Source organism: Marinobacter sp. NSM (assembly GCF_052380025.1).
GTDB lineage: Bacteria > Pseudomonadota > Gammaproteobacteria > Pseudomonadales > Oleiphilaceae > Marinobacter.
This window is the reverse complement of the sequence record NZ_JBQTCK010000005.1, coordinates 190,629-217,005: the sequence shown is the minus strand read 5'-3', so window position 1 is coordinate 217,005 and position 26,377 is coordinate 190,629. Positions and strand designations below refer to the sequence as shown.

Annotated in this window: 24 protein-coding genes and 2 tRNA genes; 14 read left to right on the top strand and 12 right to left on the bottom strand. The window is 56.4% G+C overall.

Annotation, left to right across the window (positions count from 1 at the left end):
* Nucleotides 1-61 precede the first annotated feature (61 nt).
* Nucleotides 62-286 carry a helix-turn-helix domain-containing protein gene (locus ACTZWX_RS12960; protein WP_444714283.1) on the top strand — a complete coding sequence of 75 codons (225 nt, stop codon included), beginning with the start codon at nucleotides 62-64 and terminating at the stop codon, nucleotides 284-286.
* Nucleotides 279-1,016, top strand: coding sequence for a hypothetical protein (locus ACTZWX_RS12955; protein WP_444714282.1), 738 nt, complete (start codon nucleotides 279-281; stop codon nucleotides 1,014-1,016). The genes ACTZWX_RS12960 and ACTZWX_RS12955 overlap by 8 nt, the downstream gene beginning before the upstream one ends.
* Here the strand turns inward: ACTZWX_RS12955 and ACTZWX_RS12950 are convergent.
* A complete protein-coding gene (locus tag ACTZWX_RS12950; RefSeq protein WP_444714281.1) occupies nucleotides 952-2,109 on the bottom strand; it encodes a DNA cytosine methyltransferase in 1,158 nt (385 codons plus the stop codon). The two genes, ACTZWX_RS12955 and ACTZWX_RS12950, sit on opposite strands and share 65 nt — an antisense overlap.
* Before the next feature lie 589 nt (nucleotides 2,110-2,698).
* Between ACTZWX_RS12950 and ACTZWX_RS12945 the strand changes: the two genes are divergently transcribed.
* Both ACTZWX_RS12945 and ACTZWX_RS12940 read left to right on the top strand, forming a co-directional pair.
* On the top strand, nucleotides 2,699-3,244 hold the full coding sequence (locus ACTZWX_RS12945) for a recombinase family protein (RefSeq protein ID WP_444714280.1): 546 nt from the start codon (nucleotides 2,699-2,701) through the stop codon (nucleotides 3,242-3,244).
* Nucleotides 3,245-3,394: 150 nt separating this feature from the next.
* Complete coding sequence (locus tag ACTZWX_RS12940) at nucleotides 3,395-4,288, top strand: hypothetical protein (protein WP_444714279.1); 894 nt, start codon at nucleotides 3,395-3,397, stop codon at nucleotides 4,286-4,288.
* Nucleotides 4,289-4,340: 52 nt separating this feature from the next.
* Here ACTZWX_RS12940 and ACTZWX_RS12935 read toward each other — a convergent pair whose 3' ends face one another.
* Both ACTZWX_RS12935 and ACTZWX_RS12930 read right to left on the bottom strand, forming a co-directional pair.
* Nucleotides 4,341-5,927 carry a DUF6538 domain-containing protein gene (locus ACTZWX_RS12935; RefSeq protein WP_444714278.1) on the bottom strand — a complete coding sequence of 529 codons (1,587 nt, stop codon included), beginning with the start codon at nucleotides 5,925-5,927 and terminating at the stop codon, nucleotides 4,341-4,343.
* Nucleotides 5,928-6,035: 108 nt separating this feature from the next.
* A tRNA-Leu gene (locus tag ACTZWX_RS12930) sits at nucleotides 6,036-6,122 on the bottom strand.
* Between the two features lie 251 nt (nucleotides 6,123-6,373).
* On the opposite strand from ACTZWX_RS12930, the gene rnr reads away from it, so the two are divergent.
* The 8 genes from rnr (at nucleotide 6,374) to alr (ending at nucleotide 14,494) form a co-directional block, all read left to right on the top strand.
* Complete coding sequence (gene rnr, locus ACTZWX_RS12925; protein ID WP_444714277.1) at nucleotides 6,374-8,833, top strand: ribonuclease R; 2,460 nt, start codon at nucleotides 6,374-6,376, stop codon at nucleotides 8,831-8,833.
* Nucleotides 8,834-8,858: 25 nt separating this feature from the next.
* Nucleotides 8,859-9,596 (top strand): 23S rRNA (guanosine(2251)-2'-O)-methyltransferase RlmB, encoded by a 738-nt coding sequence (gene rlmB, locus ACTZWX_RS12920; RefSeq protein ID WP_444714276.1) that lies wholly within the window; start codon nucleotides 8,859-8,861, stop codon nucleotides 9,594-9,596.
* A 243-nt stretch (nucleotides 9,597-9,839) separates the two neighbouring features.
* Nucleotides 9,840-10,253 (top strand): 30S ribosomal protein S6, encoded by a 414-nt coding sequence (gene rpsF / locus ACTZWX_RS12915; RefSeq protein WP_061333280.1) that lies wholly within the window; start codon nucleotides 9,840-9,842, stop codon nucleotides 10,251-10,253.
* Between the two features lie 24 nt (nucleotides 10,254-10,277).
* On the top strand, nucleotides 10,278-10,508 hold the full coding sequence (gene rpsR, locus ACTZWX_RS12910; protein WP_008937282.1) for a 30S ribosomal protein S18: 231 nt from the start codon (nucleotides 10,278-10,280) through the stop codon (nucleotides 10,506-10,508).
* A 25-nt stretch (nucleotides 10,509-10,533) separates the two neighbouring features.
* Complete coding sequence (locus ACTZWX_RS12905) at nucleotides 10,534-11,400, top strand: hypothetical protein (RefSeq protein ID WP_444714275.1); 867 nt, start codon at nucleotides 10,534-10,536, stop codon at nucleotides 11,398-11,400.
* A 20-nt stretch (nucleotides 11,401-11,420) separates the two neighbouring features.
* The gene (gene rplI, locus ACTZWX_RS12900; RefSeq protein ID WP_444714274.1) at nucleotides 11,421-11,867 is read left to right on the top strand and encodes a 50S ribosomal protein L9; all 447 of its coding nucleotides are present in this window, start codon (nucleotides 11,421-11,423) and stop codon (nucleotides 11,865-11,867) included.
* A 147-nt stretch (nucleotides 11,868-12,014) separates the two neighbouring features.
* Nucleotides 12,015-13,421 carry a replicative DNA helicase gene (gene dnaB / locus ACTZWX_RS12895; protein WP_058092235.1) on the top strand — a complete coding sequence of 469 codons (1,407 nt, stop codon included), beginning with the start codon at nucleotides 12,015-12,017 and terminating at the stop codon, nucleotides 13,419-13,421.
* The gene (alr, locus tag ACTZWX_RS12890; protein ID WP_444714273.1) at nucleotides 13,421-14,494 is read left to right on the top strand and encodes an alanine racemase; all 1,074 of its coding nucleotides are present in this window, start codon (nucleotides 13,421-13,423) and stop codon (nucleotides 14,492-14,494) included. Before dnaB ends, alr begins: the two co-directional genes overlap by 1 nt.
* A gap of 30 nt (nucleotides 14,495-14,524) precedes the next feature.
* Here alr and ACTZWX_RS12885 read toward each other — a convergent pair whose 3' ends face one another.
* Complete coding sequence (locus tag ACTZWX_RS12885; protein WP_058092233.1) at nucleotides 14,525-14,881, bottom strand: hypothetical protein; 357 nt, start codon at nucleotides 14,879-14,881, stop codon at nucleotides 14,525-14,527.
* 156 nt (nucleotides 14,882-15,037) lie between these two features.
* Between ACTZWX_RS12885 and ACTZWX_RS12880 the strand changes: the two genes are divergently transcribed.
* Nucleotides 15,038-15,919 carry an SDR family oxidoreductase gene (locus ACTZWX_RS12880; RefSeq protein ID WP_058092232.1) on the top strand — a complete coding sequence of 294 codons (882 nt, stop codon included), beginning with the start codon at nucleotides 15,038-15,040 and terminating at the stop codon, nucleotides 15,917-15,919.
* 27 nt (nucleotides 15,920-15,946) lie between these two features.
* Here the strand turns inward: ACTZWX_RS12880 and fnr are convergent, their stop codons facing one another.
* Together fnr and ylqF are read right to left on the bottom strand one after the other, a co-directional pair.
* Complete coding sequence (fnr, locus tag ACTZWX_RS12875) at nucleotides 15,947-16,699, bottom strand: fumarate/nitrate reduction transcriptional regulator Fnr (protein WP_058092256.1); 753 nt, start codon at nucleotides 16,697-16,699, stop codon at nucleotides 15,947-15,949.
* A gap of 275 nt (nucleotides 16,700-16,974) precedes the next feature.
* Nucleotides 16,975-17,898, bottom strand: coding sequence for a ribosome biogenesis GTPase YlqF (ylqF, locus tag ACTZWX_RS12870; protein WP_444714272.1), 924 nt, complete (start codon nucleotides 17,896-17,898; stop codon nucleotides 16,975-16,977).
* A gap of 239 nt (nucleotides 17,899-18,137) precedes the next feature.
* Between ylqF and ACTZWX_RS12865 the strand changes: the two genes are divergently transcribed.
* Nucleotides 18,138-18,581 carry a Spy/CpxP family protein refolding chaperone gene (locus ACTZWX_RS12865; RefSeq protein WP_444714271.1) on the top strand — a complete coding sequence of 148 codons (444 nt, stop codon included), beginning with the start codon at nucleotides 18,138-18,140 and terminating at the stop codon, nucleotides 18,579-18,581.
* A 50-nt stretch (nucleotides 18,582-18,631) separates the two neighbouring features.
* On the opposite strand, the gene ACTZWX_RS12860 is transcribed toward ACTZWX_RS12865, so the two are convergent.
* From ACTZWX_RS12860 to ACTZWX_RS12835, 6 genes are all read right to left on the bottom strand, one after another.
* Nucleotides 18,632-21,109, bottom strand: coding sequence for an efflux RND transporter permease subunit (locus ACTZWX_RS12860; protein ID WP_444714270.1), 2,478 nt, complete (start codon nucleotides 21,107-21,109; stop codon nucleotides 18,632-18,634).
* 48 nt (nucleotides 21,110-21,157) lie between these two features.
* Nucleotides 21,158-22,378 carry a methyl-accepting chemotaxis protein gene (locus tag ACTZWX_RS12855; RefSeq protein WP_444714269.1) on the bottom strand — a complete coding sequence of 407 codons (1,221 nt, stop codon included), beginning with the start codon at nucleotides 22,376-22,378 and terminating at the stop codon, nucleotides 21,158-21,160.
* Between the two features lie 7 nt (nucleotides 22,379-22,385).
* A complete protein-coding gene (gene lipA / locus ACTZWX_RS12850; protein WP_444714268.1) occupies nucleotides 22,386-23,432 on the bottom strand; it encodes a lipoyl synthase in 1,047 nt (348 codons plus the stop codon).
* 132 nt (nucleotides 23,433-23,564) lie between these two features.
* Entirely contained in the window at nucleotides 23,565-24,842 is a 1,278-nt protein-coding gene (locus ACTZWX_RS12845; protein WP_444714267.1) for an O-acetylhomoserine aminocarboxypropyltransferase/cysteine synthase family protein, read from the bottom strand.
* Nucleotides 24,843-24,943: 101 nt separating this feature from the next.
* Nucleotides 24,944-26,155: a serine hydrolase domain-containing protein gene (locus ACTZWX_RS12840; protein WP_444714266.1), complete on the bottom strand. Its 1,212-nt coding sequence runs from the start codon at nucleotides 26,153-26,155 to the stop codon at nucleotides 24,944-24,946.
* Between the two features lie 102 nt (nucleotides 26,156-26,257).
* A tRNA-Met gene (locus ACTZWX_RS12835) sits at nucleotides 26,258-26,334 on the bottom strand.
* Nucleotides 26,335-26,377 lie beyond the last annotated feature (43 nt).

Here is a 26,377-nt window from a genome sequence, read left to right as displayed (position 1 = left end):
ACGCGCTGAATTAACGTTACTCATAGTCTGTAGACTCATAGTGTTCGATGCGTCGATAGTCATGCCCATGGATATCGTCAAAAAGTTTGGGGCCAGGCTTCAAAAAATCAGGAAAAACAGGGGACTTTCCCAAGAGCAGCTTGCGGAAATCTCGGGGTTGCATCGAACCTATATTAGTTCCTTGGAGCGGGGTGCACGGAACCCTACGCTCACTACGATCTTTGTTATTGCCTGTGCTCTCGACATGACGGTTAGTTCTTTAATCGAGGGTGTGGATGATGAGTAAGATTTTCTCGAGTGCGGCTGCTCGTACAGAAATTTCGAAGGCGTTGATTGGCTATCTTAAATTGCCGTTTTCTGGGGACAGTGTGCCAGGTACTCTCTTAGAAAACGTAATTGGGAGTGTTCGAGGCGCAACTGTTCTAAATACGTATGACTTTGTTGATGTTATTTCTGCGGCTGACAAAGTTGGTTGGCAAATTAAGTCAACGAAGGACACTACACCCGTCACTTGGAAGCGCGCAAAAATCGCTGGATCTGCCCGACTTATTGAAGAGTCACGTAAAAGCGTTGACGCACTTCAAGACTTAGGAAACAGGATTATTCGGTTCTGCAACGAACATGCAGAACATAGTATTCAGAAGTATGCGCTTGACGAGATAGGGTTTTCTCGACTTGTTGTGCACAGTGATGGAAGAATCACATATTACGAGAGACTGCTCTGCACCGCGGACGACCCGAGAGTGTTCTTTGAAGACGACTTCACATGGCATTGGTCTACCCCGAAGAAGACGAAAAAGGGAAGCAAAGAGCAGTTGCCAGCACTTCATGGAACCCACGTAAAGACAGGTAAAAAATGGTTCGCTTGGCACGGCTTGGGTGAGAACCAATTGCACTTTAGCGGAGAAAGTGAGTGGTGGCCAAAGGCGACGGATGACCACCACGTTGTTTTTAGGTTTCCAGAAACTCGCCTTTCACAAGACGAGTTGATGCAACTTCTGAAGGATGCGAGTTAGTTGTTAAAAACGCTTCGCCCATGATCTTTGCAAGGAGCGGGGGAACAGCGTTGCCTATTTGCCCGGCCTGATCATTGTATGAGCCCACGAATTTGAAACAGTCTTTGAAGCCGTGAAGGCGAGCAGCCTCACGAATGGTGATCAGGCGATAATCTTTAGGGTGACCCCAGCGACCTGACCCCGGATGAAAGACCCAGCGGGTGATAGTCGGCATGATCATATCTTTGGTAAGCCTCCCATAGGCACCGCTATACCCTCCCTTGGGGCGAAGTTCAGGTGGAAGATCTTTGATGCCTTGCCCAGGTTCGAGTGATTGAATTCTCTGCAACTGTAACGGCTTTAACCGCCGTGCAATGTGATTGAAAGTATGAGTGCAGCCGTTACGAATCAATCTTTGATATTCGTTTTGAGGTGGCGATACATAAGTATCTGTTTCAGCATCTTCACCGTGTTCCAGAGAGCGAAGGTCACTGATTGCATCCCAAACCGTGATATGAGACTTCGTCTCACAAAAAAGGTCGACAAGTTCTTCTTTCGAGTGAGTTGGTCGCGGCTCTATTGGCTGAATCCCATCTCGTCTAGCCATGAAGAAGGCCCGTCGCCTTCGTTGGGGCACGCCAAAGTCAGCGGCATTGTGGACGCCGTGAATGACTTTATATCCTGCGGCTTCCAAGCGTTCCACAACAGCTTGAGTGTAGTATTGATCAAAGCCATTTCTCATCTCCGCTACATTCTCCATAAGAATCCAGCGTGGGAGGGCCTTTTCGCATTGATCCAAAAACGCATTGACGAGTTTGTTGTTGTCGCTATCTATGGCACGCCGTGACCTGGGCACATTTTTGGAAAAACCCTGACATGGTGGACCTCCAGCTATGAGATCAAGTTCCCCCTGCTTTAGGTTAAACTGTTCAAGCAGATCCAGGATGTCAATCGAGCTCACGTCTGCACATATGGAACGGCTCTCCGGGAAATTTTCCGTGAAAGTACGGATGTATTTGGGCTCTATATCAACCCCGGCTAGAAGGTTGAAACCGGCATCTCTCAGCCCAGCCGACATACCCCCACAGCCACAGAAAAGGTCAATCGCTTTCACATTCTCCCCCATTCAAAGTCCCATTGTTACTCATAGTATTCAATCTAGAGTTGCGTGTAAAGTTGGCGCCTACGCTGAGACGCTTGGTCCATCAATAAAAACCGTTCTGCAGCTCAAATGCATTGCAAGTGCCCAATAGAGTGCCCGCCGATTAGATACATTGAATGTATCGCCTAAGGATAGTCTCGACCCACTAAGGTCGGCTTAGTTGTGATTGACGATAAGCTCGGGAGTAATCGTTAATTTCGTTGGCGTAATTGTACCGGTGTTTTCGTACAGTTGCATGGCGGTGGTTGTCGTGGGTCGCGGATATGCACCTGGTTTCACATGCTTCTGTGATACCGACCAAAGCAGATCAATATGCTGCGGCTTCCTTGTAAAGGCTCTAGGCTTCTTTCGTGCTGGCATCCACAATCAAGTGTGCGGTGAGGAGCAAATCAAGGAAGCTAGGCGTCCATACAGACCACGGTCTACGTGGACACCAGAAAACACTCCATCGGCTCCTAAAAGTGTCTATACAGAGTTGACTTTCACAGTCGTAGACAGATATTTTGTAGACAGACCCTGTGTGGACATTTGGAGGACGTCTATGAAGTATGGTTATGCGAGGGTGAGTACTACTGGTCAGAGTCTCGAGTCTCAGATTGAACAGCTTGAAGCTGCAGGATGCCATCGGATCAAATCAGAGAAGATGTCGGGCAAGACGGCTGTGAGGGAAGAGCTCCAAGGACTTCTTCAGCATGTCCTGGGGCAAGGGGATACGCTGGTTGTCTGTAAGCTTGATCGTCTAGCACGGTCTACTGCTGATTTGCTAAAAATCGCGGAGGAGCTTGAAGAGCTGGGGGCGGGGCTTGAAGTGCTCAATATCAATTTGGACACCAAAACACCGACAGGAAAGCTCATGCTCACCATGTTGGGTGCCATTGCCCAATTTGAAAGGGAGCTAATGCTTGAGCGACAGGCGGAGGGGATCGCAAAGGCTAAAGCTGCAGGGAAATATAAAGGAGGAGCTCCTGTTGACCCAGAGAAGCTGAAGCGGGCAGAAGAATTGGTCGAACAGGGATGGGCGGTTACAGAGGCCGTTAAGGTTACCGGAATCAGTCGGGCGGTCTTCTACAAATACAAGCAGAAGTGATTAGGGGCCACCTTTAGATAAAGCACCGATTTCCCTTGGTTGGCGCGGCTTACTGGCATTAGCAGCCAAGGGGGACGGTGTGCACCCCTACGTTGTGCAATTTGCACACCTTGCGTAGGTCCCTTCAACCAAGCATGTCGGTATAAAACGATGCAGGACACTCCCCATTCGAGCAGCATATCTGACCTCCAAGAACTCCACGGCACCTCTGGTAGCGATTTTCCCGAACGCCGCAGTGAAGCTTTGAAAGCCCTCAAACCCACAACACCTGCCCCCAGGACGAGACCTAGAAGGCTTGGGATTGACCAACTGCACCTAGCGATTGAGGTTTTCTCATTCAGGCAGCCAATCGAAGAAGACTACACGCAGAGAGTAGTTATTGAGGAACTGTCGAGAGACCTGCGAAACGGCCAGCGCTTGGATCCTATCCGAATAGTTTGGACATCTCGGGGTTGGGCTGTCGCCGATGGATATCTGCGCCTGGAAGCGTACAAGGCGGTGAATTGGAAACGGGGTATCCCGGTTTCAGTCTTCAACGGAACCCCAGCGGAGGCCCTAGATAAAGCCGTTGAGACCAATCGCAAGCGTTCTCTGCCCTTAACCCAGGCAGAGCGGGCTGATGTTGCCTGGTTCTATGTTTCTAGCGGGCGAAAGTTGAGCAAAAGAGAAACGGCACAACAGTCAGGGGTCTCGCAACGTATGGTCGGGTACATGAGGCAAACCAAGAGATTGCTGGAGGAAAAAGGGTTCGATGCAGAAACATACCCAACATGGATTAAAGCGCGAATGGCCACGTTTAATAGTGAAGAAGAGTTGGAGGAATTCAACGATGACGAGGCGATTGAGCGAATGCATATCAAACTGCGGGAAGTTTTCGGAAAGCTTGAGTTCCATACCACAGAGACCTTTGCGGCTGCGGTTCAAAGATTCTCGGGTACTCGCTTTGAAGAATTAATGGCAGCTTTTGGCGAGTTGGGGGGATGGGCGGCATACGAAGCAGGGCGAGCAGAAGCGCTGTGTTATGCGGAAAGTCCAGACTTCTAACAGGCTGAGGGAGTGGGCTGGAGGTAGGTTAACTCCGGCCCCTTCTGACCGATTACCTGTTGTTTTTTTGTTGTTTTGGGGGCAGCGGGGATTCAATGGCTTTAATGTCGTTATAGAGGGTGTGCACATCGGCAGCACCGTAACGCCCGTGAACGTCTTTATGGCCATGTCCGGTAATCACTCGCTGGCGGTCTCCGTCAATCTTCGCAGTACGACACTCAGAAACTAGCCAGTGGCGGAAGCTATGATTGGGACTTAAGCGCGACCAATCGGCGTCGGGAAGCTGTTTTTTTATCCAGTCGCCCAGTTTGTTTGCGGGGATCTTCGCTCTGTCCCCGTGCTTATCTGACCAGTTTCCTGGAAAAAGAAATTCCTCTTCATCGGGTAACGATTTCCAGTAATCAAGGAATCCCTCGTTGATAATGGCTGGATGCAGCGGGGTGCAGCGCATGGAGTTGGTGTTCTTGACTCGCCGTGCTCCCGTGCTGTCTGCGTAGATGTCTATGAAGAAGACCCCTTGGGTCTGTTGAATATCGCGTTTCCTTAGCCACAAGATTTCGCTGATTCGAGCACCTGTGAAAGCGCATAGCCATGGTGCCCAGCGTCTGATGTTTGCGGTTTCGGGTTTGACCCTCTGTCCTTGGGGGAGCCTAGTACTTTTTAGAATTGCGGCCACTTGCTCTCTAGTGTAAGCCTGGACTGGTCGAGACTCAGACGTTCTCGCTTTAACTCTTACACCTCCTGTTGGGTCGCCGGATAGCAAATCCCGTTTCATTGCCCAGCTGAAAAGAGCGGACAGGGAGGTTAGGTAGTTGTCGTTGATCGATTTCGCCGTTAGCGCCCGTCCTTTCGGATTGGCTTCTCTGTCCCCGCGCTGGAGGGCCTCAGCGAATGCCCAGATGTCTTGCTTTGTAATGGCACCTGCGCGCTTACCCTTAAGGAAATTGTGTGCTCTGTTGATGTAGGTCCGCCAGCCATCCTCGGTTCTCGGTGCCAGGTTGGCGGCCTTAGCGTATTCGGTGAAGAGCTCAGGCAGAGTCAGTGTGCTTTCCAGGCGAGCAGATGCATAGCTTGGGGGAGTGAAATCTGGATCTGCAGAAATCTGAGCGATTGCTGCATCATAAGCCGCTCTTTCAGCCCTGAATATCTGGCCTCCTAGTCTAAAGGCTATAGCTGGCGGAGGGTTGATCCCATAGCGCTTGAGTATAGGTTGTGCGGCATTCAATCCCCACTGGGCGGCGACAGTGTCTCGATACTCTGAGTAGGCTTCGTCATCGAGGCGTTGAGGCGGGGTCGCCTCAGGGATTTCGGCGAGGGTATCCCGAAAATAAGCCAGATCCTCGGGAGACCAATATTCCTTTCGGGCCTCTCGGATAATGGCTTCCGTCCTATCTCGCCAGTACTCACCGACCAGACTATTTACCTCTTCTGCTCCCATGGTTAGTGAGCGACGAGCGTTGGCGAGCTCTAGCTCAATCTCTGCAAGGACGGTGGGGGCGCGAAGTTTGGCTTCTTTAGGGTCGGGTGTTCGTAGGGAACGCTTTATTTCGAGCTTCCCAATGATGGGGCGTAGTTCCTGGGGTACTCGTTTCCGAATCCAGTAGTTTCCGCTATTCGACGGTCTATAGGGTGTGGCCATTCTTAAACCCACAACAAAACCTCTGTGTACCAGTCTTGTGTACCAGAGAGCGTCTTAAACTATTGATTCTAAGGTAAGTTCTTGATTCTCATCACTTGGGGAAAGCGATGGTGCCGAGGAGAGGACTTGAACCTCCACGGGGTTGCCCCCACTAGCACCTGAAGCTAGCGTGTCTACCAATTTCACCACCTCGGCAGGTGATTTGCAAAATCGCTGTTAGTTTGTTGAAAACTTAGCGTTTTGCTCGTGTTGAGAAGTTGCCCCTCAACCGATGGCGCGTACTTTAATAATTCCCCCGAACGCTGTCAAATATTTTTTAAAAAATCTTTCTGCCGTATTTATGCCTATAAATCAGCCCGCGGTTAGGCAGGTACGGCCTACCGACGTTATACTGCTGGAATAATGAATTCCGCCGCAGTGTTTGCGGCCTGATAACAAGGATCCGAATGGTTTCCAGGAAGAAAGAAGGACGGGATCCTCACGCTGAACGTGAGGCCCAGAAGTATGAAAACCCTATCCAGAGCCGGGAGTTTATTCTCAAGCACCTTAAAGAGCGAGGTGCGCCGGCCACTCATGAGACGTTGTGCCAGGAACTGGGGCAAACGTCCGAGGAAGGTATCGAGGCGTTGCGGCGACGGCTGATTGCCATGTGCCGTGATGGCCAGTTGATCTGTAACCGCCGGGATGCGTTCCTGCCCATTGAAGAGGCGGATCTGGTCACGGGTAAGGTGACTGGACACAAAGATGGCTTCGGGTTCCTGATTCCCGATGACGGCGGCTCCGATCTTTTCCTCACCGCGCGCCAGATGCGCCAGGTGTTTCATGGTGACCGGGTAGCTGCCCGGGTGGACCGCGTGGATGATCGTGGTCGCCGTGAAGGGGTAATTGTCGAGGTTCTGGAGCATCGCACCAGTCAGACGGTTGGTCGCTTCTTCAAGGAAAGCGGCATTGCATTTGTGGTGCCCGAGAATGCCCGCATCAATCACGAAATTCTGGTGCCGGATGAGCACGCCGGTAAGGCTGTGCACGGCCAGTACGTGGTGGTGGAAATTCTGCGCCAGCCCACCGTACGCACCCAGCCGACAGGTCGGATTATCGAGGTCCTGGGGGAGCACATGGCTCCTGGCATGGAAATCGATGTGGCAATCCGTTCCTATGAGATTCCCCACAGTTGGCCAAGTGCCGTGGGTGAGCAGGCAGCGGGGATTCCTGAAGAGGTTGCCGAGAAAGACAAGGCCAACCGGGTGGATATCCGCAACATGCGGCTGGTCACCATTGATGACGAAACCGCCCGTGATTTTGACGATGCCATTTATTGTGAGCCTCGCCCCCGCGGCGGTTACCGGCTGGTAGTGGCCATTGCGGATGTGTCGCATTATGTTCGCCCCAGCTCACCGCTTGATGAGGAGGCGATTCGCCGAGGTAACTCGGTGTACTTCCCGGACCATGTGGTGCCCATGTTGCCGGAGAAGCTCTCCAATGGCTTGTGTTCACTGAACCCGGGTGTTGATCGACTGTGTATGGTGGCGGATATGACCATCAGCGCAGCCGGTAATATCAGTGGCTACACCTTCTACCAGGCGGTTATGCGCAGCCATGCCCGGCTGACCTATAACAAGGTCAGTGCCATGCTGGAGCACCCGGACTCGGAGCAGGGCTACAAGCTGTCGGCCCATTACGCCGATTTGCTGCCGCATCTGCATAACCTTTATGAGCTCTATAAGCTGCTACGCCGTGCTCGGACTGAGCGTGGGGCGATTGATTTCGAGACTACCGAGACCAAGATCGTTTTTGATGCCGAGCGCAAGATTGAGGAAATCGTGCCGGTACACCGCAACGATGCCCACAAGATCGTAGAGGAGTGCATGCTCTGCGCGAACGTGGCTACGGCCCGGCTGTTGAAAAAGCATCAGGTGCCGGCGCTTTACCGGGTGCATGATGGGCCCTCCGAGGAGCGCCTGAATAACCTGCGCTTGTTCCTGGGTGAGCTCGGATTGCAGTTGGGGGGTGGTGACAAACCAACTTCCGGGGATTACCAGCAGTTGCTGGCCCAGGTTGCCGACCGTCCAGATGCCAATGTGATCCAGATGGTGATGCTGCGTTCCCTCAGTCAGGCGGTATACAGCCCTGAAGAAGCCGGCCATTTTGGTCTGGGCTTCCCCAGCTATACCCACTTTACCTCGCCCATTCGCCGGTATCCGGACCTGATCGTTCATCGGGCCATCAAGTCCCGAATTCACAATCCTGAAGTTCAGAAAGACGTGGTGTCGCCGAAAAGCTACGATCCGGAGCTGGCGGTGTATCCCTACGACTATGCCCGTATGGAGCAGATGGGTGAGCATTGTTCGATGACCGAGCGCCGTGCCGACGATGCCACCCGTGACGTGATGGCCTGGCTCAAGTGCGAGTTCCTGCGGGATCACGTGGGCGAGGAGCACGACGGTGTGATTGCGGCCGTCACACCCTTCGGTTTCTTCGTCGAGCTGTCCGATATCTATATTGAGGGGCTGGTGCACGTGTCCACCCTCAGTGGCGATTACTTTCACCACGATTCCGCCAAGCACCGCCTGATCGGTGAGCGCACCGCGGTGAGCTTCCGGTTAGGGGATGAGGTTCGCGTTCGGGTTGTTAGGGTAGGCCTGGAAGATCGCAAGATCGATCTGGAACTGGTCAGTACGCCCAGAAAGCGGACGGCAGATCGTGACGCTCTGGACATGTCCAAACGCGAGACCCGCGGCAAAGGTGATCGTGCCGGTAAGGGCGGAAAGGGTGGAAAGCGCGGTAAATCCGGCAAGCCCGAGAGTGCCAAAGAGAAGCTGGCAGCCGAGGCGGCCAGGGCGGCGTCCCGAAAAGGCGGCAGGGGCAAGCCCTCTGCCGGCGGTAAAGCCCGTAAGGCCCGAAAGTAAACCGTTGCACAGGAAATAAGCGTCAGTGTCACAGGAATATGTATTTGGCTGGCATGCTGTCGATGCCGTTCTCAAGCGGGAGCCGGAGCGCCTGCAGCAAGTCTGGATTCAGACCGGGCGGCAGGACAAGCGGGTTAAATCGGTTACCGACACTCTGGATAGCCTGGGTGTGCGTTGGAAGGTGGTGCATCGTCGTGAGCTGGATGAGCGGGTCGCCGGTGTTCACCAGGGTATTGTTGCCGCCGTGGCGGAAAGCCGTGAGTGGACCGAAGCGGACTTGCTGGCCCAGCTGGCCGCCAGTGGCAAGCCACCATTCCTGCTGGTTCTGGACGGGGTGACCGACCCGCACAACCTCGGTGCCTGTATGCGTACGGCAGATGCCGTGGGAGTACAGGCGGTGATTGTGCCCAAGGACAAATCCGCTTCGCTGACTCCGGTGGCCCGAAAAGTTGCCTGTGGTGCGGCGGAGACCGTGCCGTTTGTTCGGGTGACCAACCTGGCTCGCTTCCTGCGCGAGCTCAAGGAACTCGGCGTTTGGCTGATTGGTACGGCCGGCGAGGCGAGTGCAAACCTGTATCAGGCAGACTTCAAGGGGCCGGTGGCCCTGGTGATGGGCGCCGAGGGTAAGGGTCTGCGCCGTTTAACCCGGGAACACTGCGACCAGTTGATCAACATTCCCATGCTGGGGCATGTCGATAGCCTGAACGTGTCGGTGGCGACCGGAGTTTGCCTGTATGAAGCCCTGCGCCAGCGGCTCGGTTAAGTCTTGCACAACACCGCTCATACGCCTAGAATACGTGACCCCTTTTCCAAGGGGTGGTTTTGTATTGCCTGAATGCAGGCAGGCAGAACCTGGCTTTTGATCGGGCCTTTGCGTTTAAGGTCTTGTTGATAAAAGCAAAAAGAAGCCGGCAGCTTTGCTGTCACCTCCTTGCTTTCATGCTCGGGCTCGGGGCTTAACCGCGCCCGCCGCAGAAGAAAGCTGTTTAAACCGTAGGGAGAACTCATGCGTCACTACGAAATCGTTTTTATGGTACATCCGGATCAGAGCGAGCAGGTGCCCGCAATGATCGAGCGTTATACCAGCGTCATCACTGAAGATGGCGGCAAGGTACATCGCCTGGAAGATTGGGGCCGTCGTCACCTGGCTTACCCGATCAACAAGATCCACAAGGCTCACTACGTGCTGATGAACGCTGAATGTTCACAAGCCGCTATGGACGAGCTGACTCATAACTTCCGGTTCAACGATGCCATCATCCGTGACCTGATTCTGCGTCGCGATGAGGCTGTTACCGACATGTCTCCGATGAAAGCTGCCGAGTCCCGTGAGGACCGTCGTTCCGGCGGAGACGATCGTCCGCGTCGTTCAGCTGACTCTGAAGATCGTCAGAGCGCATCCCAGGACGAAGAAGAGTAATCAACCGGAGTTAGGAGTTACGTTATGGCTCGTTTTTTCAGACGTCGTAAGTTCTGCCGCTTCACGGCAGAAGGTGTGAAAGAGATCGATTACAAAGATCTGGACACCCTGAAAGGCTACATCACTGAAACCGGCAAAATCGTGCCCAGCCGTATCACCGGCACCAAAGCACGTTATCAGCGTCAGCTGGCTACCGCTATCAAGCGTGCCCGCTACCTGGCACTGCTGCCGTATACGGACAGCCACGACCACTAAGCACAGATAGACAGGACCCGGGACCATGCGTGCACTGGCACAATATGTAATGCGCGGTCCCCTGCAGGCTAGCGGGGTTGCAGCAGTTACCACTGCAGTGCCCCTGTTGTTCTGGATTGGCGCAGCGGTTATCGGCCTGGTCATTCTCAGACTGGGCATCCGGCAGGGGTTGAATATCGGCCTCTGGGCATTAATGCCGGCGTTGGGTTGGGCCGTTTACGGCCAGGATCCAACGTCACTGGTGGTGCTGCTGCAGGTGATGCTGATGGCATCCATCCTGCGAACAACCCTGGCCTGGGAGAAAGCACTGTTGTCGGGTGCTTTTCTGGCAATACTGAGCGGGCTGATGTTGCCCGTCATGTATCCGGCACTGCTGAACGATCTGGTTCAGACCGGTGTCAGCTTTTACGAGCAGTACAACGCCGAAGTGGCCCGGTCATTGGGCAGCGATCTCGAGCTGATCATCCGGGACACCATGAACGCCAGTATGGCGGGCACTTACTTCGCGACAGCGGTTGGTATGACCATGCTGGCGAGGGCCTGGCAGGCGGGGCTCTATAACCCAGGCGGATTCCGGAAGGAATTCCACGCCCTGAGGTTGTCGCCGGCCATTGCGGTGGTTTGTGCACTCACCATGGTGATTGGCCCGGTGTTGGGGCTCAATTCCATGCTGTTGGCCTGGGCAGCGGGTACGCCGCTGTTCATCGCTGCGCTGGGGTTGGTTCACGGTGTTGTTGGTCGTAAGCAGTTGAGCGGTAACTGGCTGGCCATGTTTTATCTGGCGCTGGTATTGCTGGGTCCGAGTCTGATGTTGCTGTTGTTGGTTCTGGCTTTTGTGGATAGCTGGCTGGATATCCGGGGGCGTATACAACCCGCCGGGCCAGCTGAATAAAGCACGAAGAGGTTAACGAGATGGAAGTTATTCTGCTCGAGAAAGTAGCAAACCTTGGCTCCCTGGGTGACAAGGTAAAGGTTAAGGCCGGTTACGGTCGTAATTTCCTGCTGCCGTACGGCAAAGCTGTTCCTGCCACGGCCGCAAACGTACAGGCGTTCGAAGAGCGTCGCGCTGAGCTGGAAAAAGCCGCTGCTGAGAAGCTGGCTGCTGCCCAGGCCCGTGCCGAAGCTCTGGAAGGTGCATCCTTCACCATTACCTCCAAGGCTGGTGACGAAGGCAAGCTGTTTGGTTCTATCGGTGTTCGTGACATCGCAGACGTGGTTTCTGCCGGTGGCACGGAAGTCGAGAAGAGCGAAGTTCGTCTGCCGGAAGGTCCTATCCGGACCACTGGCGAGTTCGAGATCGAACTGCAGCTGTACACAGACGTAGAAGTAACCATCAAGCTGGCGGTTGTTGCCGAGTAATCGGTCATCGTTGATTGATGTAAGCGTGGAGTGTTGAAGCCAACGGCTTGAACATTCTGAGACGGGCCCGAGCCGGAAACGGTTTCGGGCCCGTTGCTTTCTGGTATTCTTGTTTCCTGTTATTCAATTCAACGTTGTCTGGTGTTTATGGCCAATCCCACTCTGAAACCTGCATCCATTGATCCGGAAACCAGCCGTATCAAGGTTCCGCCCCATTCTGTTGAAGCGGAGCAGGCGGTGCTCGGTGGTTTGATGCTGGATAACCGGCGTTTTGATGAAGTCTCCGAGATCATTTCTGCTGCTGACTTTTACCGCCAGGACCACCGGTTGATTTTTGGTGCCGTGGAGCGCCTCGCCAGTGAAAGTGAACCCCTGGATGTGGTTACCCTGGCCGAGTTTCTGGAGCGTGCCGGTGACATTGAAGATGCCGGTGGCTTGTCGTATCTGGCCGAGCTTGCAGAGAAAACGCCGGGTGCGGCAAATATCCGTGCCTATGCCGAGATTGTCCGTGAGCGTTCGGTGCTTCGGAAACTGGTGGAGGTCTCTGGCCAGATTTCCGACTCTGCGTTCAATCCCCAGGGGCGAAAGAGCAGCGAGATTCTGGACGAGGCCGAGCGCAGCGTATTCCAGATCGCCGAATCCCGGTCGAAGGAAGGCTCTGGCCCCAAGGCGATCAACCCCATTCTGGCGACAACGCTGAGCCGTATTGAAGAGCTGTTTGAATCCGGTGAACAGACCACGGGTTTGACCACAGGCTTCCGTGATCTGGATGACCAGACCTCCGGTATGCAGCCAGCGGACCTGATTATCGTTGCAGGCCGGCCCTCCATGGGTAAGACCACCTTCGCTATGAACATTGTCGAGAACGCTCTGATCAGTACCGGCACGCCGATACTGGTGTTCAGTATGGAGATGCCGGCAGATGCTCTGGCTATGCGTATGTTGTCTTCCCTGGGGCGGATAGACCAGACCAAAGTCCGGAGCGGTAAGCTGGAGGAGGACGACTGGCCTCGGCTGACCTCTGCGGTGAGCCTGCTCAAGGACAAACCCCTCTATATTGACGATACGCCGGGCCTGAGCCCGACGGAAATGCGGTCACGGGCACGGCGGATTGCCAGGGAGAATGGCGGCAAAATCGGCCTGATTATGGTCGACTACCTTCAGTTGATGCGGGTGCCTGGCAATACCGAAGGTCGTACTGCGGAGATCTCCGAGATTTCGCGCTCACTCAAGGGTATTGCAAAGGAACTGAGTTGCCCGGTCGTGGCGCTGTCACAGCTTAACCGTAGCCTGGAGCAGCGGCCCAACAAGCGGCCGGTGAACTCGGATCTGCGGGAATCCGGTGCGATCGAGCAGGATGCCGACGTTATCATGTTCGTATACCGGGATGAGGTCTACAACGAAGACACCCAGGATAAGGGCATCGCGGAAATTATTATTGGTAAGCAGCGGAATGGTCCTATCGGCACCATTCGCCTGGCGTTTATCGGTAAATACACCAAGTTTGAAGACCTGGCCCATGGGGATTACAGCGATTACGGTGGTGATTATTAATGCCACGCAGTACCGTTGCCCGCGTTGATCTGGATGCTCTAAGGCATAATTATCGGTTGGCTCAGGCGAGGGCCGGTGGCGCCCGTGCCATGGCTGTGGTCAAGGCGGATGGCTATGGCCACGGGATTGTTAACGTTGTCCGGGCTCTGGCCGGTGAGGTAGAAAAATTTGCCGTGGCCTGTATTGAGGAAGCGCTGGCAATCCGGAGCGCCGGCCTCGGGCAGCCTGTCGTGTTGCTGCAGGGCGTGCATGCCCCTGACGACTTGCGTGATTGCGTACAGCATGGTTTCGAGCCCGTGATGCATTGCCACGGGCAACTTGACTGGCTGGTTGCCGGCCCGCCCCCCCGGTTCTGGCTGAAAGTGAACTCTGGCATGAACCGTTTGGGGTTCCGCCCGGAAGAACTGGATTCCGTGGTTGCCACCTTGGGGCCGTCAGCGACGAGGGGGCCATTGCTGGGGTTTGTTACCCATTTCGCCTGTGCTGATGACCTCACCAGCGATATGACCGATTGTCAAACCCGTTTGTTTGCGGGCGCCACGGCTGCCTGGCCAGCGTTAATGCGCAGTGTGGGCAATTCTGCGGCCCATTTTCGGCCGGGCCAGCCGCTCTATGATTGGAGTCGGCCCGGTATTATGCTGTACGGGGCCTCGCCCATGATCGGCAAGACCGGCCCGGAGCTGGGGCTGCAGCCAGTGATGACTCTTGAGGCGCCATTGATCAGCACGCGGGTTGTTCGCGCCGGAGAATCTGTGGGTTACGGTGCAAGTTGGGTGGCTCAGGAGGATACCCGAATGGGTATGGTGGCCATCGGGTATGGTGATGGTTATCCTCGCCATGCCGGTACCGGAACGCCGGCAGCCATTCGTGGCAAGCGCATTCGCCTGTTGGGCCGGGTATCCATGGATATGCTGGCAGTCGATCTGACCGGTGCGCCAGAGGCCCGTGAGGGTGATCCCGTGGAGCTGTGGGGTACGACGGTCAGCGTCGACGAAGTCGCAAGCTGTGCCGGTACCATAGCCTACGAGCTGCTGACCGGGGTCACCGCCAGAGTGCCCAGGGTCTGCGAGTAAAAGGCAGACCCACAGGGCTCTTGGGCGAGTTTAGTGGGCTTCAGGTTCGTGAATGATTTCTTCGATAAAGTCGAGAATCGCCGCCAGGCTCCGGTCATCCAGCTTTTTCAGCACCTTGTGAACAACCATCTTGCTGCCTTTAAGCATGCTGCTGATGCCCATTTTGGCCATGCCCATCATCATGCTGCTGGCATTCAGGCGCCGCAGGGGCTCCAGGAAGAAGAAATCCAGGCCCTGTTCAGTCAGCTCGACAATCAGGTTGTACAGCTTTTCGATGGCTTCCTTATCGGCTTTACCGCGCCCCTTGAGCTCGCTTACGGTATACAGGGCCCGGGTGCGCAGTTCGTCCGGGATGGGGGCCACGATATGGCTTTGTTGTTTCAGCATAGAGGTTCCTGTTGTTGTATGCTCGTCAGTGAGAATGGGTTTTACACCGGCGCTCGAAGTTGCATGATAGTGCAGCAAATGGATTGCCCGGGCCATTGGCCTGAGTGATTGCCAGCGCCCGTCATATCAGTGATATTCCGGAGGCAGTGATTCAACGTGCATGTACTTGTGGTTCACGACTATGGCCCTCTTGGCAGGGTGTTGCTGGAGCGGCTGCGAAGAACCCATCTTCAGGTCAGCCCGTTACTGGTCAGCGACCCGGCCAACGCCGACTTGCACGCCCTGGAAAACTGGATTCCTGAAGACACTGACCTGATTGTGAATGCCCTGTGGCTGGTAGACCCCGAAAAGGCCGAGGATAATCGCGAGGCAACGCACCAGGCGGCGTTTTCCCTACCCCTGGCGCTGGCGGAGTTTGCCCGTGACCGGAACATGGCCCTGTTACAGCTATCGTCCTGTTATGTCTTTGATGGCCGTAAGCAGGCGGCTTACATTGCTTCCAATCCCGGGCAACCAGTCAATGAACTGGGCCGCTGGCAATGGGAGTGTGAACAGGCGCTTCGCACCGTATTGCCCAGGCACATACTGCTGAGAACCGGCTGGAGCCTCGCCCGGTTTATCGAGAAGGTCCAGAAAAGCACGGCGGGTAACGAAGGGCTGCATTTGCCTGGGCGTTGCAAGGGCCAGCCGGTGGCCGTGCAGGATCTGGCACGGGTGATTACCGCGGTGGTTTTGCAGGTGGATTGTGGTGCTGAGGTATGGGGCACCTATCAGTACGCCGGGGCTGAAGAAATCAACCTCTATGAGCTGGGGCTGGCCATTGCTGGGATGCCCGGTATTCCCGAAGACATAAGGATAGTGGACGAAGTGCCTGGGTGGGGGCATCTGGAGCCGGTGAATACCACCATGGTGTGCAGCAAGATTCGCAATACCTTTGGCATCAAGCAGCTGCCCTGGCGAACGTGGTTGTCGGAAGAGGTGGCGATGCTGAAAACGACGCCAGAAGTAGAGCCAGACAAGGCGCCGGCGAGCTCCTGAAGCTGCCGGCGCTGTTGGTCCCCGGGCTTACTGCTGGCAGCCCTGGCGAGCGAAATCCCGAGTGACCATCTGCAGGGCTTCAACATCAAGAAGTTCCACTTCCCGGCCCTTGGCCCGGATGATGCCCTGATTCTGGAAGCGGGTGAACACCCGGCTCACGGTTTCCACGGCCAGCCCCAGGAAATTGGCGATATCGTTTCTCGCCATGGGCAAGCTGAAGTTGGTGGGCGACATTCTGCGACGACGGAACCGGCTGGACAGCGACAGCAAAAGGGCAGCGATGCGCTCTTCGGCGGTATTCTTGCTCAGCAGCATGGCCAGTTGATGGCTGTTCTGGATTTCCTGGCTCATCAGGTGATACATGTGGTGCTGCAGTTCCGGCAGCTTGCCGGTGAGTTCTTCCAGCTTGTCTACCGGGAATTCACACACGCTGGTCCGTTCCAGGGCTTTCGCGGTACAGGCATAGTGTTCGCTGCTCATGCTGTCGAGGCCCACCAGTTCGCCGGGCATGAAGAAGCCCGTCACTTGCTCGTCTCCACCTTCGGTAATGATGGATGTTTTGATGGAACCGCTCTTGACCGCAAAGCACGAGCGGAATGGCGTGCTCTGATCAAAGATGTGCTCGCCGCGATTGAAAATCCGTCCCTGCTGGACAATGTCTTCCAACCGCTCCAGATCGTTTTCTTCCACCGCCAGGGGAAGACACAGGTTACTCAGGCTGCACTGCTGGCAGGAGGCCTTGAGGGGAGACACTTGGTGAAGTCGAATTGCCTGGGCCATATTGACGAACCATCCGGGTTGATCCATATCAGGCTGCGGTCATGCGCAGCCGTCCTCATTCCTGGTTGGCAAGGATTGCCCCTGCTCAGGAAGCAAGACCATGGCCAATCCGGATACGCTTAAAGTTTAGCGGACCGCCATGGGTGACAATGCTGAGACATCTGGATTCTCATACATTGATCAAAATCAAGTATAGCAAAAGAGTCTAGTCTTATGCGTGGATTTTAAGAAGGCTTTGGTCTAACCGGGCCGGTGGCCAAACGGTGGGTATTCGCTCAGGACGACCTCTTCTTGGGTTGCTCGGTACGGGCCTGCTTCTCGGCTTCCCTGGCTTCTTCATCGGCCCGGGCCTGCTGAAGTTCTCTCTCTACCATCTCAGGTGTTTCCAGGGAAATCCGGCCGATGGTTCCGGCCCTGAATTCATTGAGCAGGATCTCCGACACTTTGTGGAGGTCTGGCACACCACCCCGGCGGAAGAACTTTCGTTTCGCGGCAATGGCATCCATCAGCGCCAGGCCATCGGCCGGTTGCTGTTCCAGTCCGTAGCGGGCCATCACCAGTTCCGGGTAGGCCTTGACCAGGTAGTCCGCCTCAAACATCGCCACATCTTCGAAGTCCAGCACGGCGCTGCGAATGGCGCCGGAAATGGCCAGCCGGTAACCGCACTGTTCCGGGGACAGTTTGGGCCAGAGGAACCCTGGCGTGTCATAGAGCAGTATGTTGTCTGGCAGTTTGATGGCTTGCTGGGCCCGGGTAACCGCCGGCTCGTTGCCGGTCTTGGCGGCCGGCCGGCCGGCAAGGGTGTTGATCAGGGTAGACTTGCCAACGTTCGGAATGCCCAGGATCATCACCCGAAGCGCGCCTTTCTGCCGATCGTGGCCAGGGGTAAGTTCCTCGGACAGCTTGAGGATACCCAACGCTTCCTTACGTTCGTTATGGGTCAGGGTAATGGCACGAACGCCCCGTTCCTGCTCCAGCCACTGGAGCCATTGATCGGTGATCGCCGGGTCTGCCAGATCACGCTTGTTCAGGACTTTGATCAGCGGGGTGTCACCACGAAGCGAGGGCACCAGCGGGTTCTCACTGCTAAACGGAATGCGCGCGTCGACTACCTCGATGATCAGATCCATCTGAGGCATGACTTTTTTGATCTCCTTTCGGGCCTTGTGCATGTGCCCGGGAAACCAGTTAATCGCCATGTTGTGTGCTCCGCTCGCTGTTTAAAGGCGCCATTATGCAGGGGAATGACTAAATTTTCATAGTCGCTGCGACCCCCGTGTGCCGGGAGCCGACGGAGATTTTTTCGGAAGTGTGTACAAAAAGAAGGGTGATCGGGGTGAAAAGTGGGGCTGGAATGTTTTAGTGTGTACAGCCTTGAACAGTGAAAGCAACGAAATCCGGTGGTTAGAGCGTGGCCACCGGCCATTTGGAGAAACTTATGAAGATTGCAAAAATTATTGGTTCTGCTTTGGTGGCCATGAGCCTGTCAATGCCTGCATTTGCCCAGCAAGCCGCCCCTGGCCAGCCTGACCAGGTAGACCAGTTGGCCGAGATGGTGGGTTTGTCTGATGACCAGCAAACTGAAATTCGCGGCATCATTGACGACATGCAGGGCGAAATTGGTGCGCTGCGTCAGAATGCCCAGTCACTGCAGCAGGCACTGCAGGCTGAAATCAAGGCGGACTACAGCGAATCTGCCATTCGGGACAACGCCGAGAAGCTGGGTGATGTGACAGGCGAGATCGCCGCGCTGTCTGCGTTGATGCAGGCAAAGGTGGATGCGGTATTCACCGAAGAGCAGCGTGATGAGCTGGATCGTCGCATGCGGGAAATGCAGCAGCAGATGCGTCAGCAACAGCAGATGATGCAGCCTGGCCAGTAAAACCGGCTGAATCAGACCCCGCCCGAGCGATGCTCCGGCGGGGTTTTTTATTATCGGGCAGGGAAAGGCTTGAACAGGATGATCAGCCTTGGCAGCAGCGTCAGGGCTCCCACCAGGGCCATGAACATGGCAAAGCCGGTGAACAGGCCGAAGTAGATGGTCGGGATGAAGTTGGACAGCACCAGAATCGAGAACCCGGAGATGATGGTCAGCGAGGTGAAGAACATGGCCTGGCCGATGCTGCGGTGGCATCGGTGCATGGTGGCCACGTAGTCGCCGTCTTTGGCTAACTCGGTTTTGAACCGGTGGATATAGTGGATGGTGTCATCCACGGCAATGCCCACGGTGATGGCCGCCACGGTGATGGTCATCATATCCAGTGGAATTCCCAGCCAGCCCATCAACCCAAGCACCGAGCCAGCCGCTATCAGGTTCGGGGCCATGCCGATCAGCGCCAGTTTGAGTGACCGGAACAGAATCAAAAACATCACCATAATAGCTGCGAAAACCACCCCGATGGTTTTGATCTGGGAGTCGAACAGGCTTTGCAGCATGTTGTTGTACATCACTGTCATACCCGAGAGCTGGACTCGTTCCGGGGCATAGCCAAGCTCCGTCGTCAGGTGGTTGTGTATGCGGTCCAGCAGGTCCTGCCGGCGCAAATCCGGCATGGTTTCCAGAATCCGGATGCTGAACCGGGCCTGGCTCTGCTCTTCCGATATGTAGGGTGTCAGAAGAATGTCCTGCAAATCGTCGGGCACCGCGGCGGGCACAAACGCCAGCTCAACGGCGTTCAGTGGCGTACCGCCGTTGATCTGGGCGAGCAGGTCCAGGGTGGTGCTGATCGACAGCACTTTGCCGGTCTCTGGCAGGCTGTTCAGGTAGTCGTGCACGTCACCAAGCTGGCGCATTTTCTGGTAGGTATACCAGGTGTCCCGGTAGTCTTCTTCGTCGCAGTCTTCCACAAACGGATCGCAATCGCTGGCGAAGGGGTCGTCGCTGTAGTTCTCAGGTGGCGGCTCATCGGTGATCACCACATCCAGCGGCGTGGTGCCGCCAAGCCGGTCGTCAATGGTGATCATGCCCTGATGAATTTCTGTGGAGGATTTGAAGTAATCAATGAAACTGTTCTCCACGGTTAGCCGGCTCAGACCAATCACGCACAGCACGGCAATCACCCCGGAGCCCACAAGCACGGTGCCGCCAAACCGCTCTGTAAAGCGGGCAAAGGCATCGGTGAACGGAATCCTGTCCGAGGTCACCCGGCTGTCCAAAGGTGGCGGCAGCAGGCTGAGCAGGGCAGGGAACACCAGGAAGGTGATGATGAAGGCTACGGATAGCCCCAGAGTCATCATCCAGCCGAAATCGATCACTGGTCGAATGCCGCTGAAGGTCAGGGACCCGAAGGCGACAATGGTGGTGATGGCCATATAGAAGCAGGGTTTGATCATGGCCATGACGGTGCGGCGCAGGACATCCCGGGGCGCAGCACCTGGCTCGTCGTGCTGGAACTCCCGGTAGCGCACAATCAGGTGAATGGTGAGCGACAGGGTCATGATCAGCAGCAGGGAAATAAAGTTGGATGAGATGACGGTGACGGGCCACTGGGCCCAGCCAAGGAAGCCGATCATCAGCCACACGGTAAAGCCGCAACACAACAGGGGCACCAGAACCCAGCGCCATTGCCGGAAGATAATCGCCAGAGTCAGCAGCAGGAACGCCAGTACACCCAGGCCAAAGGTAGACAGATCGTTCTGAATGAAGCGAATCATATCGGCCACAATCATCGGTACGCCGCCCAGGTGAATGCTGGCGTGCTCCCGGTGGTTATCGAGGATCACCCGGACCTTCTTGATGGTGGCATCCCTCTCCTTGCCCAGGGATTCTGTGTAACGAATGAATTCCTGGCTGACCTGTTCCAGTTGCCGTTGGTCATCGGCGCTGGCGTTGCCGGAGTTCACCTTGTCCCGCAGGTTGTCGCGCTGGTTCAGCAGCTCGAAATAGCGCTCGGGTGTGGGCAGGTTAACCTGGATGGCGGTGGTGCCTGCATCTTCGCTGAGCAACAGGTTCGGGTACATGGGGTTGTCCAGTAGCGCCTGGCGCGCGGTGTCCGGGGCAACCTTGTGTTCGTCCAGGGTCTTGATCTCGGTGTCGACGGTATCCAGCGTTAGGTCAGGGCTGTGTAGCAGCGGTACGTTCAGGATGCTGTTGGTCGAGCTGACGGCTTCCAGCGCCTGCAATTCGTCCCGCAGGGCTTTGAGGCGGCCCAGGCCTTCCGGGGTGAAGAGTGGCTCGTGGGGCGTGTAGGTCACCACCAGGAAGTCGTCTGAGGTGGTGAAGGTGCGGTTTACCTGCCGGTACTCTTCCAGTGAGCGATCGTTCTCAAGCACCAGCGATTCCGCCGAGGCGTCCAGCCGGAACTGGTCAAAGCGCAAGGCCGCCAGGGCCAGGATGGCTCCGAACAGCACCAGGACAATCCAGGGGTGGGGAAGGATAAAACGATCGTAAAAGGCGCCGATGCGGTTCATGGATCAGGACTCTGCAGTGAAAAACGACTGCAGAGTGTGCCACAAACCTCAGTGAACTTTGACCTTTGATGCGGCGTCTTCGAGCGATTCGATCAGGTGTTTCAGTCGGCGGGTCATCTCGGCGCTGTCGGAAAGCTGGGTGACCATGCTCTGAGTGGTGTCCCGGATACCCTGAACATTGGCCAGCACGTCATCGGTACCGGCCGTCTGTTCGGCGGACATGTCCGCTATTTCCTGGTTGGTCCGGTCAATGCGGGTAACCACTTCATTGATGGCTTCCAGGGCCTGGCGCCCCTGTTCCGACTCCTCCACGCAGCGGGCAGCGCTCTCTGAGCTGCCGGTCATCTGCTGTACCGAGGTGTTCATGGCGGCCAGCAGCTTGTCCAGTCTGGTCTGGATCTGGTCGGTGGAATCCTGCACCCGTTGGGCCAGTTTGCGCACTTCATCCGCGACGACGGCAAAGCCTCGTCCCTGCTCGCCAGCGCGGGCGGCTTCAATGGCGGCATTAAGCGCCAGCAGATTGGTCTGCTCGGCTATGCCTTTGATTTCGGTGATGGTCTGCCCAATAGCCTGGCTGTTCTCGGCCAGGGATTCGACGCTGCTGGCCGAGTTGCGGATAACCTGTTCGAGCTGGCGAATGCTGTCGGCGCTCCTGCCCACCCGTTCCTGGCCGGCAAGCGCCGTATCGCGGGCTTCGTGGGACAGGGTTTTGGCAATGCCAGACTGCTCGGCAATGCCAACGAAACTCTGCAGCATGGTTTCGATGACTTCGGCAGAGCGATCGGCCCCGGCCTGCTGGCGTGCCAGATTATCCCGTCGGGATTCCGCTGCGAGCGTCAGTTCCTGAACCTCCCGGTTCAGACGCTCGATAGCCTCCTTCATGCTGCGAACAACCTCGACGGTACGATCCTGCATGGCGTTAAAAGCGGTAGCCATCTCGCCGATCTCATCGGTGGAATCCACCGGGGCCCGCTCGCTGAGATTGCCGCTGGCCTGAACCGACACCATGGTGTCTTTGAGGCGGTGTATGTGCCGCTCTATAAAGGAAATCAGCAATTGGGAACCGGCCATCTCAAGTGCCATAAGCACGGCAACCACCAGGGCAAACCCCGGTGCGGTGTCGGCAAATACCTGTGAGAAGGTCGCACCAGACTGGTCAGCGATCAGCTGCATGGCGTAAAGCACCAGCAGGCAGAGCACAGCAAACACCACAATATTCAGCAACCAGAACCTGTACTTCAGCCGGGCATTGCGCAGCAGTGTCAGCATGGGCGCCTCAGTCGACGGCTTTAACGGGAATCTGCATGGCGTTGCTCGCCTGCGGAACGTCGGGCACGGCCAGCCCCAGGTTGTTCTTGTCGAACACCCGGTCAGCCCGATAGCTGGAGCGCACCATGGGGCCTGATGGCACTTCCATGAAGCCCTTCTCCAGGCCGATGTCGCGGTAGCGGTTGAACTCTTCCGGGGTCACGTAGCGTTCCACCGGCAGATGGTTGGGCGTGGGGCGCAGGTACTGGCCAAGGGTAAGAATGTCGACGCCAATAGCCCGTAGGTCATCCATGGTTGCCAGGATTTCTTCTTCGGTTTCACCCAGGCCGAGCATCAGGCTGGTCTTGGTGAGTACGTCTGGCCGGTGCTTCTTGGCGTGGGCCAGTACGCTCAGGGTTTTCTCGTACCCGGCACGGGGGTCGCGCACACGGTGAGTCAGGCGTTTGACGGTTTCCACGTTCTGGGCGAACACGTCCAGGCCGGAATCCACCACTTTTTCCACGTCGCTCATCACCGCGTCAAAATCCGGGGTCAGGGCTTCAACGGCCACTTCCGGGGTGCGCTGTTTGATGGCAGAGACACAGGCGGCGTAGTGCGCGGCACCACCGTCGTCCAGATCGTCCCGGTCTACCGAGGTCAGAACGATGTAGCGCAGGCCCATTAGCTCCACCGACTTGGCGGTGTTCTCTGGCTCTTCCGGGTCCAGCCAGCCTTTTGGGTTGCCGGTGTCGACCGCGCAGAATTTACAGGCTCGGGTACACACCGAGCCCATTACCATGATGGTGGCGGTGCCGTTGGTCCAGCATTCGCCGATGTTGGGGCAGTGGGATTCCTGGCATACGGTGCTCAGGCGGTGTTCCGAGACGTTGCGGCGCACGGCATCGTAGCGTTCGCCACCGGGCATGCGCGCTCTCAGCCATTTTGGCTTGCGCTCCAGGGGTTTGTCTTCCGTGCTGGAGGCTGTTCTTTTCACGCCGTCCTTGATGGCGGAAAAGCCGTGTTCGTTACGGAATTTGGAACCACTGGTAATGCGGGGCTTTGCGCTTTCGCTCATTGGGCCGGAGACTCTCGCAGAAAAGGTATGGAGAACCTTAAAGGTTAATCGGCGGGGCGAGCAGTTACAAGGCAGATACGGGCAATCACGGGGTAACCGGGCACGACTTTGGTCGTACCCGGTTGATGGTTATCAAGCCTGGGATTTGTCCAGGGCCTGGGTGATGTCAGCAATGATGTCGTCTACGTGTTCAATGCCGATAGACAGGCGCACCAGGTCTTCGCTGACACCGGCACTCTTCAGCTCATCTGCGTTGAGCTGGCGGTGGGTGGTGGTGGCCGGGTGGCAAGCCAGGGACTTGGCATCGCCAATGTTTACAAGGCGCAGGATCATGTCCAGCGCATCGATAAACCTGGCGCCGGCCTCGCGGCCACCCTTGATGCCAAAGCTCAAAATGCCGGAGGCCTTGCCGCCGCAGATCTTGTCGCAGGTGGCCTTGTAGGGGCTGGCGGTCAGGCCGGCGTAGTTCACCCACTCCACGGCAGGGTGGTCCTGCAGGAACTGGGCAACTTTCTGGGCGTTGTCACAGTGGCGCTCCATGCGCAGGGCCAGGGTTTCCAGGCCCTGCATGATCAGGAAGGCGTTGAATGGCGATAAGGCAGACCCGGTGTTACGCAGGGGCACAACGCGGCAGCGGCCGATAAAGGCGGCTTCGCCCAGGGCTTCGGTGTAAACCACACCGTGGTAGGACGGGTCCGGCTGGTTCATCATCGGGAACTTGTCGGCGCTGGCTTTCCAGTCAAATTTGCCGGAATCCACCACAATACCCGCTACGGTGGTGCCGTGGCCGCCGATGTATTTGGTCAGGGAGTGAATGACGATATCGGCGCCATGCTCAAAGGGTCGGCACAGGAACGGGGTGGCGACGGTGTTATCGACAATCAGCGGAATGCCGTGCTTGTGGGCAATCTCCGCCCACTTCTGGATATCCACCACGTTGCCTGCCGGGTTGCCAATAGACTCGCAGAACAGGGCGCGGGTCTGGTCGTCGATGGCGTTTTCCACCGCCGCAAAATCATCGTGGGGCACCATCTTGCACTCGATGCCCTGGTTGGGCAGGGAGTGGGCGAACAGGTTGTAGGTGCCGCCATAGAGTTGGCTGGTGCTGACGATGTTGTTGCCAACCTTGCAGATGGTTTGCAGGGCATAGGTGATGGCCGCCATACCGGAGGCCACAGCCAGGGCCCCGATACCGCCTTCCAGCGCTGCCATACGCTCTTCCAGAACCGCGTTGGTGGGGTTCATGATGCGGGTATAGATGTTGCCTTGCACCTTAAGATCAAACAGATCCGCACCGTGCTGGGTGTCATCAAAGGTGTAAGACGTGGTCTGGTAAATGGGTGTGGTGGCGGCCTTGGTGGTCGGGTCGCTCTTGAAGCCGGCGTGCAGTGCGAGGGTTTCCGCTTTCATCACAACATTCCTTGCTGGTGGTTTGTTCGTTATTGGTTTGAGGCCCTGAAGTATGGCACAGAGGTTTCCAGAAGAGGATGATGCCTGTCAATCGCCACAGATCAGTCCAGGGCTCCATAAACCAGAGCTCGGAGTTCCTGACGAATTGCATAAGAGGAGGAGGGCATTAGCTGAGTCATGAAGATCACTACCATGTCTTCTACCGGATCGACAAAGAAGCTGGTGCTGGCCAGCCCGCCCCAGCCGAACTCACCTTCTGAGCCGATGGTGGCTGACCTGGCGACATCGGTTTTGACCGAAAAGCCCAGGCCGAAGCCGCTGCCCGCGTAGGGCGTTTCGCTGAACCCACCAATTGAGAGCGCCGGCAGATCCTTGCCCCCGGGCAAATGGTTCAGGCGCATGAACTCAAGGGTCTTTCGCCCGATAATCCATTGGCCCTGATACTCGCCACCCTGGCACAAGGCCTGGGCAAACCGGTAATAGTCATCAATGGTGGAGACCAACCCGCCACCGCCAGAGAGGAAGCGGGGCTGCTTGAGGTATTTCGAGCGCTGCGGGTCATCCTGCAGTTTCATGGTGTCGCCGGGTTGGTGCAGGTAACAGGCGGCGAACCTGTCTTGCTGGTCCGGGCGAACCTGGAAGCCTGTCTCGGTCATACCCAGTGGTTTAAATATATGCTCGTGGAAATAGTCATCCAGCGGTTGACCGGAGAACAACTGGACCAGATAGCCGATCACATCTGTAGATACCGAGTAGTTCCAGGCGGTCCCTGGCGAAAACTCCAGTGGTAGGTCAGCCAGCCGATCCACCAGCTTGTCCAGAGTCAGGATGGAGCTGCCATCCAGCTTCAGCTGACGGTAGGCGGCGTCCACTTCGGTTCGCTCGGTGAAACCGTAAGTCAGCCCCGAAGTGTGGGTCATCAGGTCCCGGATGGTCATGGCGGTAGCTGCCGGTTCGGTTTTGAAATCCGGGTAGCTGCCACCCTTGTAAACCCGCAGGTTGCGCCAGGACGGAATATACTTGTGCACCGGGTCGTTCAGCAGGAACTTGCCCTGTTCGTACAGCTGCATCATCGCGATGGAGGTGATGGGTTTGGTCATGGAGTAGATGCGGAATACCGTATCCCGTTCCATGGGCAGGTCTCGCTCTACATCCCGGAGGCCCCGTGCATCACACCAGGCGACCTCGCCGTGTCTCGCGACCAGGGCTGTATAGCCAGGGAGTTTGCCGGGTTGCAGGTAGTTCTGCTCTAAGTGCTCGCTGAGCCGCCCCATGCGATCCAGAGAAAGACCTGAAACGAGAGATTCCGGCATGGCAGGTTATCCTGTGTTAGGTGACACCAAATCGGGCTCTCAACCGGGGTTGGGCCAGAACGAAAAAAGCCCGGATCTTTCGAACCGGGCTTTTAAGAATACTGGTAGCAAGGGGCGGAGTCGAACCGCCGACCCCAGCATTATGAGTGCTGTGCTCTAACCAACTGAGCTACCTTGCCATTTCGATCGAGGCGTGCCCCAAACGAGGCGCGTATTTTCGGT